The 17,855-nt window shown below is 75.4% G+C and carries 14 protein-coding genes; 10 read left to right on the top strand and 4 right to left on the bottom strand.

Annotated elements, in window-relative coordinates; all coding sequences use genetic code 11:
* Positions 1-2: 2 nt before the first annotated feature.
* From OG764_RS05585 to OG764_RS05575, 3 genes are all read left to right on the top strand, one after another.
* A complete protein-coding gene (locus OG764_RS05585) occupies positions 3-2,360 on the top strand; it encodes a protein kinase domain-containing protein (RefSeq protein WP_328967267.1) in 2,358 nt (785 codons plus the stop codon).
* Positions 2,361-2,608: 248 nt separating this feature from the next.
* Positions 2,609-3,568: a D-2-hydroxyacid dehydrogenase family protein gene (locus tag OG764_RS05580; protein WP_328967266.1), complete on the top strand. Its 960-nt coding sequence runs from the start codon at positions 2,609-2,611 to the stop codon at positions 3,566-3,568.
* A 227-nt stretch (positions 3,569-3,795) separates the two neighbouring features.
* The gene (locus tag OG764_RS05575) at positions 3,796-6,531 is read left to right on the top strand and encodes a DNRLRE domain-containing protein (protein ID WP_328967265.1); all 2,736 of its coding nucleotides are present in this window, start codon (positions 3,796-3,798) and stop codon (positions 6,529-6,531) included.
* On the opposite strand, the gene OG764_RS05570 is transcribed toward OG764_RS05575, so the two are convergent.
* Entirely contained in the window at positions 6,512-6,856 is a 345-nt protein-coding gene (locus tag OG764_RS05570; RefSeq protein ID WP_328967264.1) for a hypothetical protein, read from the bottom strand. The two genes, OG764_RS05575 and OG764_RS05570, sit on opposite strands and share 20 nt — an antisense overlap.
* A gap of 197 nt (positions 6,857-7,053) precedes the next feature.
* Here OG764_RS05570 and OG764_RS05565 point away from each other — a divergent pair, with 197 nt between their 5' ends.
* Both OG764_RS05565 and OG764_RS05560 read left to right on the top strand, forming a co-directional pair.
* Complete coding sequence (locus tag OG764_RS05565; RefSeq protein ID WP_328967263.1) at positions 7,054-7,911, top strand: hypothetical protein; 858 nt, start codon at positions 7,054-7,056, stop codon at positions 7,909-7,911.
* Positions 7,912-8,147: 236 nt separating this feature from the next.
* A complete protein-coding gene (locus OG764_RS05560; protein ID WP_328967262.1) occupies positions 8,148-9,452 on the top strand; it encodes an alpha/beta fold hydrolase in 1,305 nt (434 codons plus the stop codon).
* Positions 9,453-9,511: 59 nt separating this feature from the next.
* On the opposite strand, the gene OG764_RS05555 is transcribed toward OG764_RS05560, so the two are convergent.
* Complete coding sequence (locus OG764_RS05555) at positions 9,512-10,315, bottom strand: MBL fold metallo-hydrolase (protein WP_328967261.1); 804 nt, start codon at positions 10,313-10,315, stop codon at positions 9,512-9,514.
* 61 nt (positions 10,316-10,376) lie between these two features.
* Here OG764_RS05555 and OG764_RS05550 point away from each other — a divergent pair, with 61 nt between their 5' ends.
* Both OG764_RS05550 and OG764_RS05545 read left to right on the top strand, forming a co-directional pair.
* A complete protein-coding gene (locus OG764_RS05550; protein WP_328967260.1) occupies positions 10,377-11,120 on the top strand; it encodes a PIG-L deacetylase family protein in 744 nt (247 codons plus the stop codon).
* A 46-nt stretch (positions 11,121-11,166) separates the two neighbouring features.
* Entirely contained in the window at positions 11,167-12,003 is an 837-nt protein-coding gene (locus OG764_RS05545) for an enoyl-CoA hydratase/isomerase family protein (protein WP_328967259.1), read from the top strand.
* 117 nt (positions 12,004-12,120) lie between these two features.
* Here OG764_RS05545 and OG764_RS05540 read toward each other — a convergent pair whose 3' ends face one another.
* Both OG764_RS05540 and OG764_RS05535 read right to left on the bottom strand, forming a co-directional pair.
* A complete protein-coding gene (locus tag OG764_RS05540) occupies positions 12,121-13,047 on the bottom strand; it encodes an SDR family oxidoreductase (protein ID WP_328967258.1) in 927 nt (308 codons plus the stop codon).
* A 57-nt stretch (positions 13,048-13,104) separates the two neighbouring features.
* Entirely contained in the window at positions 13,105-14,232 is a 1,128-nt protein-coding gene (locus tag OG764_RS05535) for a hypothetical protein (RefSeq protein WP_328967257.1), read from the bottom strand.
* 190 nt (positions 14,233-14,422) lie between these two features.
* Between OG764_RS05535 and OG764_RS05530 the strand changes: the two genes are divergently transcribed.
* Genes OG764_RS05530 through OG764_RS05520 form a run of 3 tightly spaced genes read left to right on the top strand, consistent with a single transcriptional unit; the run spans position 14,423 to position 17,786 of the window.
* Positions 14,423-15,391 carry an NADPH:quinone oxidoreductase family protein gene (locus tag OG764_RS05530; protein ID WP_328967256.1) on the top strand — a complete coding sequence of 323 codons (969 nt, stop codon included), beginning with the start codon at positions 14,423-14,425 and terminating at the stop codon, positions 15,389-15,391.
* Positions 15,388-16,641 (top strand): acyl-CoA dehydrogenase family protein, encoded by a 1,254-nt coding sequence (locus tag OG764_RS05525; protein WP_328967255.1) that lies wholly within the window; start codon positions 15,388-15,390, stop codon positions 16,639-16,641. Before OG764_RS05530 ends, OG764_RS05525 begins: the two co-directional genes overlap by 4 nt.
* Entirely contained in the window at positions 16,638-17,786 is a 1,149-nt protein-coding gene (locus OG764_RS05520) for an acyl-CoA dehydrogenase family protein (RefSeq protein WP_328967254.1), read from the top strand. Before OG764_RS05525 ends, OG764_RS05520 begins: the two co-directional genes overlap by 4 nt.
* Positions 17,787-17,855: the final 69 nt, after the last annotated feature.

The following is a 17,855-nucleotide window of genomic DNA, read 5'->3' as shown; positions in this document are numbered from 1 at the left end:
CCGTGCGGCCGCTGACCTCCGCCGACCCGTCGTCGATCGGCGGGCACCGGCTGCTCGGACGGCTCGGAACCGGCGGCATGGGCACCGTCTACCTGGGCCGGTCCCCGACCGGAAACCTGGTCGCCCTCAAGGTGATCCGGGCCGAGTACGCCGCCGACCCGGGGTTCCGGGCCCGTTTCCGGCGGGAGGCGGCCATCGCCGCACGGGTCCGCAGCCCCTGGGTGGTGGAGGTGACGGGCGCCGACCCGGACGCGCGCGAACCCTGGCTCGCCACCCCGTTCGTGCCCGCGCCCTCGCTGGCCGAAGCGGTCGCCCTGCACGGCCCCCTGCCCGTGCCGACCGTACGGGTCCTCGGCGCGCGGCTCGCCGAGGCGCTGACGGCGGTCCACGCGGCGGGCCTGATCCACCGGGACGTCAAGCCCGGCAACATCCTGCTGGCCCTGGACGGGCCCCGGCTGATCGACTTCGGCATCGCCCGGCTGGCCGGGGCGACGGCGCTGACCGCCACCGACGCGGTGGTGGGCACCCCCGGCTACCTCGCGCCCGAGCAGGCCCGGGCGGCCGACCCCGGGCCGGGGCCCGCCGCCGACGTGTTCGCGCTCGGCTGCGTGCTCTGCTTCGCGGCCACCGGCAGCGGTCCGTTCGGCACCGGGCACCCGGCGGCCGTCGTCTTCCGCACCGTCCACGAGGAACCGGACCTCGACGCCGTACCCGCCCCCCTGGCCGCCCTCGTCACCGCCTGCCTCACCAAGGACCCCGGCCTGCGCCCCACCGCCGAACAGGTCCGCCACACCCTGGCGCCACCCGCCGCGGCAGAACCCGGCCCGAGCCGCCGCGCAGCGCGCGCCGAAGTCCCTGCCCCTGCCCCCGGCCCTGACCCCGATCCCGACCCTGCCCCTGCCCCTGACCCGAGCTTGGCCCCGGGCGCAGACCCCGGCGCAGGCCGCTCCGCGCACCCGGGGTCGCCCCCTGTCGCAGACCCCGCCGAAGTCCGCGCTGCGGACCCTGGCTCAGGCCCCGCCGAAGTCCCTGCCGCGGACCCCGGATCGGAGTGGCTGCCGCCCGCGCTGCCCCGGCTCATCGCCGAGCGGTCCGCCCGGGCGCTGGACCTTCCCGCCCCCGGGACCACCCGCGTCGACACCGGCGCCGGCGGCCGCCGCGGGCCGCTCGGCCGGCGCGGCCTGCTGGCCGCGGGCGCGCTCGTCGCGGTCGGCGCCCCCGCCCTGTGGTTCGCCACCCGCCCCGCCAGCAGCAAGGACCCCGCCGCACAGCCGCCCGTGCCGCTGCGCACGCTCGGCCTGCAGGCGGACCTGACCGGGCCCGGCCGGGCCACCGGCATCGCGCACCGGCGCGGCGCCCAGCTCGCGGTGGACCGTCACAACGCACGCACGGACAAGGCCTTCCGGCTGGCCCTGCGCGTCGCCGACGACCGGGGCACGGCCGCCGGAGCCGAGCAGGCGACCCGGGAGCTCCTCGCGGACCCCGCGGTGCTCGCCGTGCTCGGCCCGACCTGGGAGGCGGCCGCGAAACCGCTCGCCGTTGCCTGCTCCCGGGCCCGCCTGCCGCTTGTCATGGTGTCCGTGGGCGACGGCACGGTGGAGCCGACCGACCAGCGGACCGCCTGTCGGACCCGGCTGGGCGACGGGCTCCTCGTCATCCCGCTGATCCACTACCTGAGTTCGGTACGCCCCACCCGACGGCTGACCGTCATCGTCGACCGCGAGGGCGGCGATCCGGCGTGGAAGCTGAGCAACGACCTCCAGCAGGCGCGGCCCGCCGGGAGCACCGTCACCCCCCGTGAACTCGGCCCGGGAGACTCCGGTTTCGCCGCCGCCGCACGGGCGGTGCTCGACGGCGGGGCCGACGCGGTCGTCTACGCGGGGGCCTCACCGGCCCGGGCCGCCCGGCTGGCCCGCGCCCTTGCCGACGCCCGGTTCGGTGGCACGCGCGCCACCACCCAGCAGGTCATGGAGCCCGCCTTCCTCGACCGGGCCGGTCCGGCCGCCGAGGGCTGGGTGTTCGGCGCCGCGTTCAGCGACCCCGTCGCCGAGCCCGCCGCCCGCGCGTTCACCGCCGCGCACCGGGCCGCGTACCGGACGGCACCGGACCGCTGGGCCGCCGAGACCTACGACGCGGTCGGCCTCCTCGCCGGCGCCCTCGGCAGCCTGTCGGCCGATGCTGCGGACCGGGCCGCACTGGCCGTGCGCCTGTTCCGCACCCCGTACCAGGGGATCGTCAAGCGGCTGGAGTTCAACGAGATCCACATGCTGTCGCACCCGGGCAGCGCCTTCCTGTACCGCGTCACCTCCGGCCGCTACCGCTTCCTGGGCCGCTACGACGCGGTCCGCCCACAGACCTAGTGCTGTGACCGCACCAGCTCGGCGGAGGCGGCCCCGCGGACGTAGCCGGCCAGAGGTACCCCGCAGACCTACCCCGGCAGACGTAACCCCGCAGACCTACCCCGGCAGACGTAACCCCGCAGACGTAACCCCGCCGATCCAGCCCGGCCAGGGACGCTGCCGGCCCACCCCGCACCCGATGCGCACGGACACACGGCGCGGCGCGATCATGAGACGGCCTGGTCCACCTCGTGAGGAAGAGAACCGACATGACCCTGCGCTGTGCCGTCCTCGACGACTTCCAGCGGGCCGCCGCCGATTCCGCCGACTGGAGTCCGCTCGCCGGCCGGGTCGACGTGGAGTGCTTCACCGGCCACTTCGCCACCGAGGACGAGCTCGCGGCGGCACTCGCCGGGTTCGACATCGTCGTCACCCTCCGCGAACGCGTCCCGTTCCCCGCCTCGCTGCTGGCCCGGCTGCCCCGCCTCCGGCTGCTCGTCGCCTCCGGCATGCGCAACTCCGTCATCGACTACGAGGCCGCCGCCCGGCACGGCGTCACCGTGTGCGGCACCCAGAGCTCCTCCGCCCCGCCCGTCGAGCTGACCTGGGCGCTGCTGCTCGGCCTGGCCCGCGGCCTCGTCGAGGAGGCCACCGCGCTGCGCACCGGCGGTCCCTGGCAGCAGACCGTGGGCGCCGACCTGTACGGGCAGCGGCTCGGCCTGCTCGGCCTCGGCAAGATCGGCGGCCGGGTCGCACAGATCGCCCTGGCCTTCGGCATGGAGGTGACGGCCTGGAGCCCGAACCTCACCGCGGAACGGGCCGCGGCGGCGGGCGTGACCCTGGCCGCCTCCAAGGAGGAACTGCTCGCCGGCTGCGACTTCGTCTCGGTCCACCTGGCACTGGGCGAGCGCAGCCGCGGTCTGCTGGGGGCCGCCGAGCTGGCCCTGATGAAGCCCACCGCGTACCTCGTGAACACCTCGCGCGCGGCGATCGTCGACCAGGACGCGCTGCTGGCCGCCCTCGCCGAAGGCCGGATCGCGGGCGCCGGGGTCGACGTGTTCGACATCGAGCCGCTGCCGGCCGGGCACCCGATGCGGACGGCGCCGCGGCTGCTGGCGACCCCGCACCTGGGCTACGTGTCGCGTGCGAACTACCGTACGTACTTCGGGCAGGCCGTCGAGGACATCGAGGCCTTCCTGGCCGGGGAGCCGGTCCGGCAGCTGCCCTGAGCGCCCTCCGGACCCCGTGCGCGTCGCGCCCGCGCCCGCGCCCGCGCCGGTGTCGGTGTCGGTGTCGCTTCGGAGTCATATCGGATTGACATCCGATTGTGTATCCGGTGCGCCAAACGGCCCGTGCCGGTGTCCGATCGAACATATTCTGCGCCCGTAACCATGGCTGTTCCGTCCCATTCCGGCCATCGTGGCCATTCTCAGCGGGCTTCGGCCCTGGGGGGCTCATGCGTGGATCAAGAGGGCTGGCGGCTGCCCTCGCCCTGTCTCTGACCGCCGCCGGCACCGGCTTCCTGCTCGCACCGCAGGCCGCGGCGATCACCCCGCCGGTCGCGTTCACCGCCGACGAGCTGCCGACCTGGCAGACCAACGGGGTCGTCTGGGCGCTGGCGCAGACCGGCGGCACCGTGTTCGCCGGCGGCACCTTCTCCGCGGTCCGCCCGCCGGACGGCGCCGGCGGCACCGAGCAGCAGGCCGTCAATTTCGTCGCCTTCGACGCCGCCACCGGCGCGCCGACCTCCTGCAAGCTCTCCTTCACCGTGGCCGGCGGCACCGCCACCGTCCGCGCCCTCGCCCTCTCGCCCGACCAGAAGACCCTGTACGCGGGCGGCTACTTCGGCGCGGTCAACGGCACGCCCGTCAGCAGCGTCGCCGCGATCGACGTGGCCACCTGCGCGCCCAGGCCGACGTTCCGGCCGGCCTTCGCGGCGACCGTCCGCGCCCTCGCCGTCACCGCCGACACGGTGTACGCGGGCGGCGACTTCCTCACCGTCTCCGGACAGCCCCGCCAGCGGTTCGCAGCCGTCGCCGCCGACGACGGGGCGCTGCGGCCCTTCACCGCCAACGCCGACGAGCCCGGCCGCGCGGTCGAGGTCACCCCCGACGGGAGGAACGTCCTGCTCGGCGGCGACTTCTTCACCGTCAACGGGACCAACACGCACGCACTGGCCGTCGCCGACGCCACCACCGGCGCCCTCACCAAGGCCTACCCGAGCGGCTACATTCCGACGGCCTCCGTCGTCAAGGACATCGAGACCGACGCGGGCGGCTACTACACCGCCAACGAAGGCACCGGCGGCGGCGTCTTCGACGGCCGGATCGCCCTGAACCTCTCCGACTTCAACCAGCGCTGGCGCGACACCTGCCTGGGCGCCACCCAGGCCGTCCTCTCGTACGACAGCGTGCTCTACAGCGCCTCCCACGCGCACGACTGCTCCAGCGTCGGCGAGTTCCCCGACGGGCAGCGCCACCACCTGCTGGCCCAGCCCACCGGCGGCACCGGCAAGCTCGGCTGGGCGCCCGACACCAACGACGGCATCGGCGAGGGCATCGGCCCGCGCGTGCTGACCGTCGGATCCAAAGCCGGTGTGCGGTACCTGTGGGTCGGCGGCGAGTTCACCACCGTCAACAGCCGCGGCCAGCAGGGCCTGACCCGCTTCGCCTCCACCGGTGACACCGGCGCCCCGAGCACACCGACCGCGAGCGCCGCGAGCGTGCGGCCCGGCGAGGTGCAGGTCCGCTGGCGCACCAGCCTGGACCTCGACGACGGCACCCTCACCTACCGGGTCCACCGCAACGGCGCGGCCACGCCGGTCGCCACCGTCGCCGCCGACTCGCTGTTCTTCCGGCGCCCGCAGGCCTCCTGGACCGACACCTCCGTCACGGCCGGCCAGACCTACACCTACCGGGTCACCGCCACCGACGCGGCGGGCAACACCAGCGCCCAGTCCGCCACCGCCACGGTGACCGTGCCCACCACCGTCCAGGCCTACCCGGACCGGGTGCGCGCCGACGGCGCCACGCTGTACTGGCGCTACGACGACACCGTCCTGCCGTACGCGGCCGACTCCTCGGTCGCCGGGAACACCAGCGGGGTGCACGTCTACTCCCCGGCCCTGCGCCAGTCGCCGGGAGCGGTGACCGGCCCGAGCACCGCCATCGGCCTCAACGGCACCGACACCCAGGTGCACAGCGACCGCCGGACCACGGTCGGCGCGGCCTACAGCCTGGAGACCTGGTTCAGGACCGGCACCACCCGCGGCGGCAAGCTCCTCGGTTTCGGCAACAACACCACCCGGAACAGCAGCCAGTACGACAAACACCTCTACATGACGAACGACGGCCGGCTCGTCTTCGGCGTGTACGCCGGCTCCACCCGCACCGTCACCACCCCCGCGGGCGAGGCGTACAACGACAACACCTGGCACCACGTCGTCGCGACCCAGGGACCGGCCGGCATGGTCCTCTATGTCGACGGCCGGAACAAGGGCACCCTGGGCGTCACCACCCACCAGAACTACGCCGGCTACTGGCACGCCGGCTCCGACAACCTCGCCAACTGGCCGAACCGCCCCACCAGCACCTTCTTCGCCGGGCAGCTCGACGAGACGGCCGTCTACCCGAGCGTGCTCAGCCAGGCCCAGGTGCAGAACCACCACAGCCTGGCCACCGCCCCGGCCGACTCCGTCGTGACGGTCACCGCCGCCGAGGACACGTACGCCAACGCGGGCGCCCCCGACACCAACTACGGGACCTCCAGCTCGCTCGCCGTCCGCGGCAGCTCGCCCTACCAGAGCTACCTGCGCTTCGGCCTCCCCGCCGCCCCGGCCGGGACCGTGCTGAAATCGGCCACCCTCCGCGTCAAGACCAGCACCATGAGCGGGGCCGGAACCGCGGACACCGTCTCCGTGGTGCCGGTCACCGGCGCCTGGACCGAGACGGGCACCACCTACACCACCCGGCCCGCGCTCGGCGGCCCCGCGCTGGGCGGCTTCGCCGGGATCCCCGACGGCTCCGCCGTCCACACCACCGCGCTCGACACGGCGACCGTCGCCGCAGCCCTGGGCAGCCCGTACGGCCTCGCGCTCACCGGCGCCGGGAGCGACGCCCTGTGGCTGTGGTCCTCCGAGGCCACCGCCGCGGAGGGCACCCCGCAACTGGTCCTCACCTTCGGCCCGCAGTAGGCACCGGCACCCGCCCCCGCAACCTCGTCCGCCGTCCGCCCCCGTCGCCCCCGGCGCCGGGGGCGGACCCGCGAGGACGGGGAATCCGCCGCAGCGCGCGGTGCCCGCAGCTGCGCAGCTCCGCGCGCGACACCCGGGCCCGCTGCCCGCCGCTGGTGATCAGCGCGTTCACCGGCGCCATCGGATCCGTGGCCATCGTCCTGGCCAGCAGCACGCCGACCACCACCGGCAGCAGGGCGGTCGCCAGGGCGGTGCCGGCCACGGTCACGTGACGGACGCGGGGGCTGCGGGGGCCGCGGAGGCCGGGCGGGGCGTCGGGAAGCATGCCGCCATTCGACCAGCCGCCCGGCCGCCGGCCATCGGAGCGGATACTCAGCCCGGGCCCGCGCCGCTACTCAGACGCCGGCCGCGGTGATGCGGATCCGGCCGCACCGGGCGGCGCGTGGTTCCCGGCGGCCGGGGGAGCGGCCGATGCTGGCCCGAGCGGACACGGCGTCCGCGCCGAAAGGGGAGCGGCTCCGGATGACAGCCGAGCAGAACGGTCACGACGTACGGCAGGCCCCGCGCGGCGGGGGCGGGATGACCGCTTTCGACGAGATCTACGACCGGCCCGATCCGCGCGCGTTCTTCACCGCGCTCGGCCGCTGGGACTACCAGACCCCGCACCACGCCCAGGCGGTCTTCAGGAGCCTGGTGGCCGCCCGCCGGGCGGCCGGCCTCCCCGACGACCGCCCGGTGCTCGACCTGTGCTGCTCGTACGGCATCAACGCGGCCCTGCTCAACCACGACGTCACCCTCGACGAGCTGTACGCGCACTACACCTCCCCGGACGCGGCCGCGCTGTCCACCGCGGAACTGGCCGCCCGGGACCGGGCGTTCTACACCGCCCGGCGCCGCGCGGACGCCGTCCCCGTGATCGGTCTGGACGTGGCGGCCAACGCCCTCGCGTACGCCCGCTCGGTGGGCCTGCTCGACGCGGGCTTCGCCGAAAACCTGGAGACCTCCCCGCCGTCGCCGGAGCTGCTGCGGGCCGTCCGGGAGACCGGACTGATCACGGTCACCGGCGGTGTCAGCTTCCTGTCCGGCCGTACCTTCCGCGCCCTCCTGGACGCCGCCGGCAGTCCCGTGTGGGTGGCGTCGTTCGTCCTGCGCACCGGCTCGTACGAGGACGTGGCGCGGGCCCTGGCCGGATACGGGCTCGTCACCCGGAGCGCGGCCGAACCCACCTTCCGCCAGCGCCGGTTCACCGACGAGGCGGAGCGCGGCCACGCCGTCGCGGCGGTCGCCGCGCTCGGCCTGGACCCGCGCGGCAAGGAGGCGGACGGCTGGTTCCACACCGCCCTCCACCTGTCCCGCCCGGCGGCCGCCCCGCGCCCCTGACCCCGGGCCCGGGCCCGGCGGCCACGCGTCACGGCGACCGCTTAGGGTGGGCCGTGCCCAGGGCCGAGTTTCCGTGGCCCGGGCCGCTCCGGTGTCGCGCACGCCCTCTGGGCCACAGCTGTCGTGCAGCGGCCGGACAGGCCGGCCCCGTGGTCAGGCCGCCGTCGCGGAGCGCCGCGCGGCGGGCGCGCGCCCCGGCCCGGGGCGAGGACACCGCACCCCTCAAGGAAGCCTTCGTGACCAGCAGTTACCGTCAGCCCGGCGTGGTTCTCACCGACCGCCGATTCCACGTCCCCCTCGACCACGGGGCACCGGGCGGGGAGCAGATCGAGCTCTACGCGCGGGAGGCGGTGGCCGCGGGCAAGGATCCCGCCGGGCTGCCCTGGCTGGTCTACCTGGAAGGCGGCCCCGGCTGCGGCGCCCGCCGCTTCATCGGCGGGCAGGCCTGGCTGGGGCGGGCCGTGCAGGACTACCGGGTGCTCCTGCTCGACCAGCGCGGCACCGGGAACTCGACCCCCGCCACCCGCCAGACCCTGCCGCTGCGCGGCGGACCCGCCGAGCAGGCCGCCTACCTCGCGCACTTCCGGGCCGACTCGATCGTCCGCGACTGCGAGGCCGTACGGGCCGAACTGACCGGCGGCGCGCCCTGGACCGTACTGGGCCAGAGCTTCGGCGGCTTCTGCACCACGCACTACCTCTCCACCGCGCCCGAGGGCCTGCGGGCCGCCCTGATCACCGGCGGCCTGCCCTCCCTCGGCGCCACCGCCGACGAGGTCTACCGGGCCGCGTACCCGCGCATGGAGCGCAAGAACCTCGCTCACTACCGGCGCTACCCGATGGACGTCGAGCGGGCCCGCCGGATCGCCGCCCACCTCGCCGAACGGCCCGCGACCCTCGCGGGCGGCCACCGGCTCACCACCGAGGGCTTCCAGTCCCTCGGCGCGCTCCTCGGCTCCGGCGACGGCAGCCACCAGCTGCACTACCTGCTGGAGGACGCCTTCGTACGGACCCCCGCCGGGCACGAGCTCTCCGACGCCTTCCTCGAAGCCGTGCAAGGACACCTCTCGTACGCCGGGCACCCCCTGTACGCCGTCCTGCACGAAGCCATCTACGCGCAGGACCCCGAGCAGCCCACCGGCTGGGCCGCCGAACGGGTCCGCGCCGCGTTCCCGCGCTTCGACGCCGCCCGGACCCTCGCCGGGGACGAGCCGCTGCTCTTCACCGGCGAGACCGTGCACCCCTGGCATTTCGACACCGACCCGGCGCTCGCCCCGCTCCGCGAGACCGCCCACCTGCTCGCCGAACGCACCGGCTGGCAGCCCCTGTACGACCGCGACCGGCTCGCCGCCAACGACGTACCGGTGGCCGCCGCCGTCTACCACGACGACCTGTACGTGGACACCGCGCACTCCCTGGAGACCGCACGGGCCATCCGCGGCCTGCGGACCTGGGTCACCGACGAATTCGAGCACGACGGTGTCCGCGCGGGCGGCCCCCGCGTCCTGGACCGCCTGCTGTCCCTGGTCCGCGACGAGGTGTGACGCGTTGCCGGCCCGGGGCCTCCCACCGCGGGACGCGCCCCGGGCCCGGCCGCTCGGCGCTACGGGGCCACGAAGGCGCGGGTCAGGTGGGCCGTGGCCAGGACGGTGCGGCGGGCCGCGGCCCGCGCCAGGAGGGTCTCCCGGGTCCGGCGCGCCAGCTCGGGGTCGTCCTCGTACACGTAGCCGACCGCCGGGTTCACCCACTGCACCGCGTGCACCAGCACGTCGCCGGTGACCACGGTCTCGCGCGCCCCGTGCATGACGAGCACCGACTGGTGACCGGGCGTGTGCCCGGGCGTCGGCAGCAGGGCCACCGTACGGTCCAGCCGGAACTCGCCCGCCACCTCGTGGAGCACGCCGGCCCGGCGCAGCGGCGCCACCACCCGGGTCAGGGCCGATGAGCCGGGGGCGAGCGCGGCCGTCTCCGCCCGCTGGACCACGTACGACGCGTCCGGGAAGAACGGGCTGCCGTCCGGGCCGACCGCCCAGCCGACGTGGTCGCTGTGCAGGTGCGTCAGCACCACCGAGTCGATGTCGGCCACCGCGATGCCGGCCTCCGCCAGGGCCTGCGGGAGCCGGCCCGGCACCGGGGCCCAGCTCGCGGCGGCGCTGTCCGGCCCGCCGACGCCCGCGTCCACCAGCGTCACCCCGCCACCGGGCCGGCGCACCGCGAAGCACCGGAAGTCCAGCCGCCAGGCCCCGTCCGGACCGAAAGCCCCCGGGTCCGCGCGCGCGGCAGCCGCCCAGTCCGCCTCCGACGCACCGGGAAACGCCTCCCGGGCCGGCTCCGGGAAGGTCCCGGACGCGTCCAGCAGGGCGATGACCTCGGGGAGCGCGCCGGCTCCGGGTGACTGCGACACCATGTGACCTCCAGGCAAGGGCGGTTCGGCGCCGCGGCCGGCTCCTTCGCCTATTGTGCCGATCATGACCGACCAGCTGGAACCCATGCCCGCCGACTGGCAGCGAGCCCTCGCCGTCGTCGCCCACCCCGACGACCTCGAATACGGCTGCGCCGCGGCCATCGCCGACTGGACCGACGCCGGCCGCGAGGTCGTCTACGTCCTGGCCACCCGCGGCGAGGCCGGCATCGACACGATCGACCCCGACGCCTGCGCCCCGCTGCGCGAGGAGGAGCAGCGGGCGAGCGCGGCCGTGGCCGGCGTCGGCACCGTCGAATTCCTCGACCACCGGGACGGTGTCATCGAGTACGGGCTGGACCTGCGCCGCGACATCGCCGCCGCGATCCGCCGGCACCGCCCCGAGCTGGTCGTCACCCTCAACCACCGTGACACCTGGGGGCCCGGCCCCGGCGGCGGCTGGAACACCCCCGACCACCGGGCCGTGGGCCGGGCCACCCTCGACGCCGCAGGCGACGCGGGCAACCGCTGGATCTTCCCCGAGCTGACGGAGCGGGGCCTGGAGCCCTGGAACGGCGTGCGCTGGGTCGCCATCGCCAACTCGCCCACACCGACGCACGCTTCCGAGGTCACCGCCGGCGGCCTGGACCGCGCGGTGCAGTCCCTGCTGGCGCACCGGGCGTACATCGAGGTGCTCACCGACCAGGATCCGGAGGAGTACTGCCGCACCTTCCTGACCGGCAACGTGGAGCGGACCGCGGCCCGGTTCGGCGGCCGGCCCGCGGTCCCCTTCGAGCTCTTCCCCCGCTGAGCCGGCCCCTCTATTCTGACGCTCCATCAGAAATGGGGGGTGTGCGGTGATCGACACGATCGGCACGGAGATCGCCGAGGGTGAGGAGCGGATCCGCCTCGACGTCGAGGAGGGCGGCATCGCGGTCCTCACCCTCTGCCGCCCCGACAAGCTCAACGGCTGGAGCTGGGAGTCGACCCGGCAGCTCGGCCTGCTGGCGGACCGCATCCGCTTCGACCCGGCGGTACGGGCGGTCCTGCTGCGCGCCGAGGGGCGGGCGTTCTGTGCCGGCATCGACGTGACCGCGCCCGGCGGCGCGATCACCGGGGACTCGCCCGCGGCCCGCACCCGGAACTACTACGAGGGCATCCGCTGGGTCCACGAGCGGTTCGCCGTCCTCGCCCGGCTGCCGCAGCCGGTGGTCGCGGCCGTCCAGGGGTACTGCCTCGGTTTCGGCTTCGAGCTGGCGCTCATGGCCGACATCCGGGTGGCCGCCGAAGACGCCGTGTTCGCCCTGCCCGAAGCCCAGTTGGGAGTGGCCGTGGATGCGGGCGGCGACCTGCGGATCGCCCGGGAGGCGGGCGCGGGTTGGGCGAAGCTGCTCGCGCTCACCGGACGCCGCATCGACGCGGCCGCCGCGCACCGCCTGAACCTGGTGCAGCTGCTGGTCCCCGCCGCCGAACTGGACGCCACCGCGCGGGCGGTGGCCGTCGAGACGGCCCGGAACGCGCCGCTCGCCGTGCAGGGCATCAAGCGCTCGGTGGACGCCTTCGCCGACGCCCAGCTCGCGTCCGCACTCGAACGGACCGCCATGAACGCCGCGTTGACGCTGGCCTCCGAGGACTGCGGCGAGGGCTACCGGGCCAAGGCGGCCCGCCGCCCGCCCCGCTTCGAGGGCCGCTGACCCCGCCGCCCGTGCCGAGCCCCGGGCGACCCGGCCGGCGCCGGGCACCGGGCTCTGCCCGGACCCGCGCCGCATTCGCCCGCGAGGCCGGCTCTGCCCTGGCGCCTTCGCCGGGCCTCAGTCGGTGAACGGGCCGCGCCCCAGCTGCTCCCGTACGGGAACCGTCGGCGGGCCGACCAGCGCGCGGCGCTGCCAGTTGGCGCCGTCCACGACCAGAGTGTGGCCGGTGATGAACCGGGCGTAGGGGGAGGCCAGGAAGGTGGCCGCCCAGCCGAGTTCGCGCGGCAGCCCGACCCGCAGCGCGGGCTGCCGGGACCCGGCGGGGTCGGGTCCGGCCCGGTCCAGGCCCGCGCGGATGTCCCCGGTCATGTCGGCGTGCGGGAACAGGCCCGGCACCAGCCCGTTGACCTGGATGCCGTACGGGCCCCATTCCACGGCGAGGGTCTCGACCAGGTTCTTCACCCCGGCCTTGGCGGCCGCGCTGTGGGCGAAGCCGGGCCCGCCGGTCCAGGCGTAGGAGGCGCCGATGCTGACGATCGAGCCGGGGGTGCCGGCGGCCAGGTGCCGGCGGCCGAACTCGCGGGTGGTGAACCAGGTGCCGGTCAGGGTGATGTCGACGACGGCCCGCCAGGCGTTGGGCGACAAGTCCTCCGCGGGGGAGGGGAAGTTGGCGGCCGCGTTGTTGACGAGTACGTCCGGCAGCCCGCAGGCGGCCTCGGCGGCGTCGAAGACCTCCGCGATCCGCTCCGGGTCGCGGATGTCGCAGACAGCGGCCGCCACCCGGCCGCAGCCCTCGATCGCGGAGAGTTCCTCGCGGGCGGCGGCCAGCCGTTCGGCCGTCCGCCCGGCCAGCACCAGATGGGCGCCGAGCCGGGCGAACTCGGCGGCGATGGCCTTGCCGAGGCCGGTGCCGCCGCCGGTGACCAGCACCACCTGCCCCGCGTACGTGCCGGGGGGCAGGGCGCTGGTCCCGAGCGGCGGCGGCGCGGCCAGCCCGGGCAGGGCGGGCCGGGTCGGGGCGCCTGTTTCGGTCTGCTCGTCCATGGGGGCATCGATAGCGTGCGGCGCTTCAGATCGCCATGCCCGCGGCGCCCCCGCCGGTCACTGCGGGAGGGACGCCTGGCGGCTCGCGCAGGTCCACACGACCGGCTTGCGGACGCCCTTGGCGTTCACCGCGGACCCGCCGACCCGGTCGCTGTCGGAGACGGCCTCGGCCGCGGAAGCGCCGTTCGGGGACAGCCGCGGGAGCCCCAGCACCGGGCCGAAGCCCGGCCAGTACTGGGCCTGGTCCGGCAGGACGGTCACCTCCGGGTGGTACTTGGCCGTGCCGACGCTGACGTTGGTGGTCGGGCTGATCGCCTCGAACGTGCCGTAGGGGAAGGCGCCGAGCCGGCCCGGGTCGATGCCCGGCTTGGACTGGTCCGCCTGGTAGGACGGCCGGTACTCGTGCCAGGGGCCGTGCCAGTCGTAGCCGACGACGCGGCCGCTGTTGTCGATGTCCTGGACCTCCTGGGTCCAGTAGTGGCCACCGGCGCTGTCCGGCAGCGCCTTCGCGGGCTTGCCGCCGGCGGGCCACAGCACCGGGTACGTCCGCCAGATGCGCTGGCCGGTCTCCGGCACCTCGTGGTCCTGCTCGGCCACGCCGACGATGTCGCCGCGCTTGTTGAGGGCGACGGTCGTCACGAGGCGGGTGTCGGGACCGGTGTCCGCGGGCAGGGCCAGCCGGCGGGCCTCCTTGCCGTTCTTCCAGACGAAGCCGACGCCGTCGGCCCCCGTCATCACGATGGTGCCGGCGTCGTTGACGTCGATGGCGTCGCGCTGCCAGTACATCTCGGGCAGGACCTTCACGGCCGGGTCGCCGGCCTTGTAGCTGAAGCCCCGGACCTTCGCGTCGACCCCGGACCGGAACTGGCCGACCATCAGGTTCTTGGTGTTCACGGCCAGGACCGCGCCGGTGTCCGCGGGGTGCGGCAGCGGCACCTTGTGGACGGTGGTGCCGGTCCAGTAGACGGGCAGGTTCGCCGAGCGGCCCGCCGCGAACTTCGGTGCGCCGAGCGCCAGTACGGAGTCGTTGTCGTGGGCGGACGGCTCCTTGGACGCCACCGTGCCCAGTGCCTTCAGCGACGGGGTGCAGGCGGCAGCGGTGCCGGCGGGGGCCCCGGCCGCACCGGCCGGGGCGGCGGCCGTGACGATCCCGGCCAGTACGGCGGCGGCTGCGGCTACGGACATGCTCTTCTTCACGCGTGTTCCCCCCATGATTCACAACAGGTGCGTCGAACATATTGCCTGCCGTTCGATCGAAAGGGGCCGGAATATGCCCCCCCTCTTGGGCGGTCCCGCAGGACGTGTTCCGCCATGGCCAAGCGACCGCTTAGTATGCGCCCTGGTACGGTCCCTCGACGGCGGCTGGAGGCCCCGGATGCAGGCTTGGCGAGTACACACCCACGGCGAACCCGGCACGGCGATGCGCCTCGAAACGGTCGCCGCACCGGAACCCGGCGCCGGCGAGGTCCTCCTCAAGGTCCTCGCCGCCAACATCAACTTCCCCGACGTCCTCATGTGCCGCGGCCAGTACCAGATCCGGCCGCCCCTGCCCTTCACCCCCGGCGTGGAGATCTGCGGCGAGACCGAGGACGGCCGCCGCGTGATCGCCAACCCCCGCCTGCCGCACGGCGGCTTCGCCGAGTACGCCGTCGCCGACGCGGCCGCCCTGCTGCCCGCACCCGACCCGCTCGACGACGCCGCTGCCGCCGCCCTGCACATCGGCTACCAGACCGGCTGGTTCGGACTGCACCGGCGGGCCCGGCTGCAGGCCGGCGAGACCCTCCTCGTGCACGCCGCCGCGGGGGGCGTCGGCAGCGCCGCCGTCCAGCTCGGCAAGGCCGCCGGAGCCACCGTCATCGGCGTCACCGGCGGCAAGGACAAGGCGCGCGTCGCCGAGGAGCTCGGCTGCGACCTGGTCGTGGACCGCACGAGCGAGGACGTCGTCGCCCGCGTCAAGGAGTTCACCGGAGGTCGCGGCGCCGACGTGGTCTACGACCCCGTCGGCGGCGACGCGTACGCGGCCTCCGCCAAGTGCGTCGCCTTCGAGGGCCGCATCCTGGTCGTCGGCTTCGCGGGCGGCACCGTACCCGCACCGGCCCTCAACCACGCCCTCGTCAAGAACTACTCCATCGTCGGCCTGCACTGGGGCCTGTACGCGACCCACGACCCGGCCGCGATCCGCGCCTGCCACGAGGAACTCACCCGCCTCGCCGCCGCGGGCGCCATCCGCCCCCTGGTCAGCGAACGCGTCCCCCTCGACGGCGCGGCCGACGCCGTCCAGCGCCTCGCCGACGGCGCCACCACCGGCCGCCTGGTCGTCGTCCCGGCGGGCGCCGCCCGATGAGCGCCCGCCCGACCGGCCCCGCCGCCGGAAGCCACGGCCCCGACGCGACGGCCGCAGCCGCTTCCGCATCCCCCGCCGAACTGCGCCGCCGCACCGAGGAGTTCCTCGCCGCGCACCCGCCCGCCGACACCGGCCGCACCGACTTCCTGCGGGCCCGCTTCGACGCCGGACTCGCCTGGGTGCACTACCCCGAAGGCCTCGGCGGCCTCGGCGCCCCCCGCGCCCTCCAGGCCGTCGTCGACACCGCGCTGGAGGCCGCCGGCGCCCCCGACAACGACCCCCGCCGGATCGGCATCGGCCTCGGCATGGCCGCGCCGACCCTCCTCGCGTACGGCACCGAGGAACAGAAGCGCCGCTTCCTGCGCCCGCTGTGGGTGGGGGAGGAGGTCTGGTGCCAGTTGTTCAGCGAACCGGGCGCCGGCTCCGACCTCGCCGCCCTCGGCACCCGCGCGGTGCGCGAGGAGGCCACCGGAGACTGGATCGTCGACGGCCAGAAGGTGTGGACATCCAGCGCCCACGTCGCCCGCTGGGCCATCCTCGTCGCCCGCACCGACCCCGCCCTGCCCAAACACCAGGGCATCACGTACTTCCTCTGCGACATGACCGACCCCGGCGTCGAGGTGCGCCCGCTGCGCCAGATCACCGGCGAGGCCGAGTTCAACGAGGTCTTCCTGACCGGCGTACGGATCCCCGACGCGCACCGGCTCGGCGCCGTCGGCCAGGGCTGGGAGGTCGCCCGCACCACCCTGATGAACGAGCGGGTGTCCATCGGCGGCATGCGGCTGCCCCGCGAGGGCGGCATGATCGCGCCGGTCGCCGCCCTCTGGCGGGAGCGCCCCGAACTGCGCACCCACGCACTCCACGAGCGGCTGCTGGAGCTGTGGGTGGACGCCGAGGTCGCCCGCCTCACCGCCGAGCGCCTGCGCCAGCAGCTCGCCGCCGGCCGCCCCGGCCCGGAGGGTTCCGGAATGAAGCTGTCCTTCGCCCGCCTCAACCAGGAGATCAGCGGCCTGGAAGTGGAACTCCGCGGAGAGGAAGGACTGTTGTACGACGACTGGACGATGCGCCGCCCCGACCTCGTCGACTTCACCGGACGCGGCGCCGGATACCGCTACCTGCGCTCGAAGGGCAACTCCATCGAGGGCGGCACCAGCGAAATCCTGCTCAACATCGTCGCCGAACGGGTCCTGGGGCTGCCCGCCGAACCCCGCGACGACAAGGACCTCCCCTGGAAGGACCTCGCCCGATGACGCCCGACCCCACCACGCCAGCCGCTCCCGCCGCCGCTCCCGACCTGCTCTACACCGCGGCCGAGGACGAACTCCGCGCCGCCGTACGCGCGTTGCTCGACGACCGTGCGTCCGACCACGCCGCCGCCCTCGCCCGCGCCGAGGCGGGCGGCCCCCACGACCCGGCGCTCTGGCGGACCCTGGCCGCCGGCATCGGCGCGGCCGGACTGCTGGTCCCCGAGAAGCTCGGCGGGCAGGGCGCGAGCCACCGCGAGGCCGCGGTGGTGCTCGAGGAACTCGGCCGCTCGGTCACCCGGCTGCCGTACCTGACGAGTTCGGTGCTGGCCACCGAAGCCCTCCTCGGCTGCGACACCGACCGGCCCGCGGTGGCCGCCCTGCTCGGCTCCCTCGCCGCGGGCACCGCCGTCGCCGTGCTCGCCGTACCGCTCACCCTCGGCCCGGGATCACCCCCGCCCGCCGCCGTCCGCGACACCGGCGGCGCACTCGACGGCAGCGTCACGGCGGTCGCCGACGCGGCCGGCGCCGACGTCCTGCTCGTCCCCGCCGACACCGGCCTGTACGCCGTACCCGCCGCCGCGGTCACCATCACCCCGCAGACCCCCCTCGACCTGACCCGACCGCTCGCCCGCGTCACCTTCCGCGAGGCGTACGGGGAACTCCTCGCAGGACCCGCAACCGCGCCCGCCGTCCTCGAACGGGCGCTGCGCACGGGCGCCGGACTCCTCGCTTCCGAGCAGCTCGGGCTGGCCGAATGGTGCCTCGCCGAGACCGTCCGCCACGTCCGCGGCCGCCACCAGTTCAACCGGCCGATCGGCTCCTTCCAGGCGCTCAAACACCGGCTCGCCCAGCTTTGGCTGGAGATCGCCGGCGCCCGGGCCGCCGCCCGCAACGCCGCCGACGCGCTGGCCACCGGCGCGCCCGACACCGACCTCGCGGTGGCCGTGGCCCAGGCCGCCTGCTCCCGGGCCGCCGTGCACGCGGCCGAGGAATGCGTCCAGTTGCACGGCGGCATCGGCATGACCTGGGAGCATCCCGCCCACCTCTACCTCAAGCGCGCGAAGGCCGACGCGCTGGCCCTCGGCACGGCCGGCCACCACCGCACCCGCGTCGCCGCCCTCGCCGGACTGCCCGGCCCGCAGGCCTGACCCCGGCACCGGGCCGCGTCGGCGCGCGGCCCGGTGACCTCGGCTCCACCGGAGCGTTAGACCGCCTGA

The sequence above is a fragment of the Streptomyces sp. NBC_00239 genome, assembly GCF_036194065.1.
In the GTDB taxonomy this organism is placed as follows: Bacteria; Actinomycetota; Actinomycetes; order Streptomycetales; family Streptomycetaceae; genus Streptomyces.
This window is presented reverse-complemented; position numbering and strand designations above follow the sequence as displayed.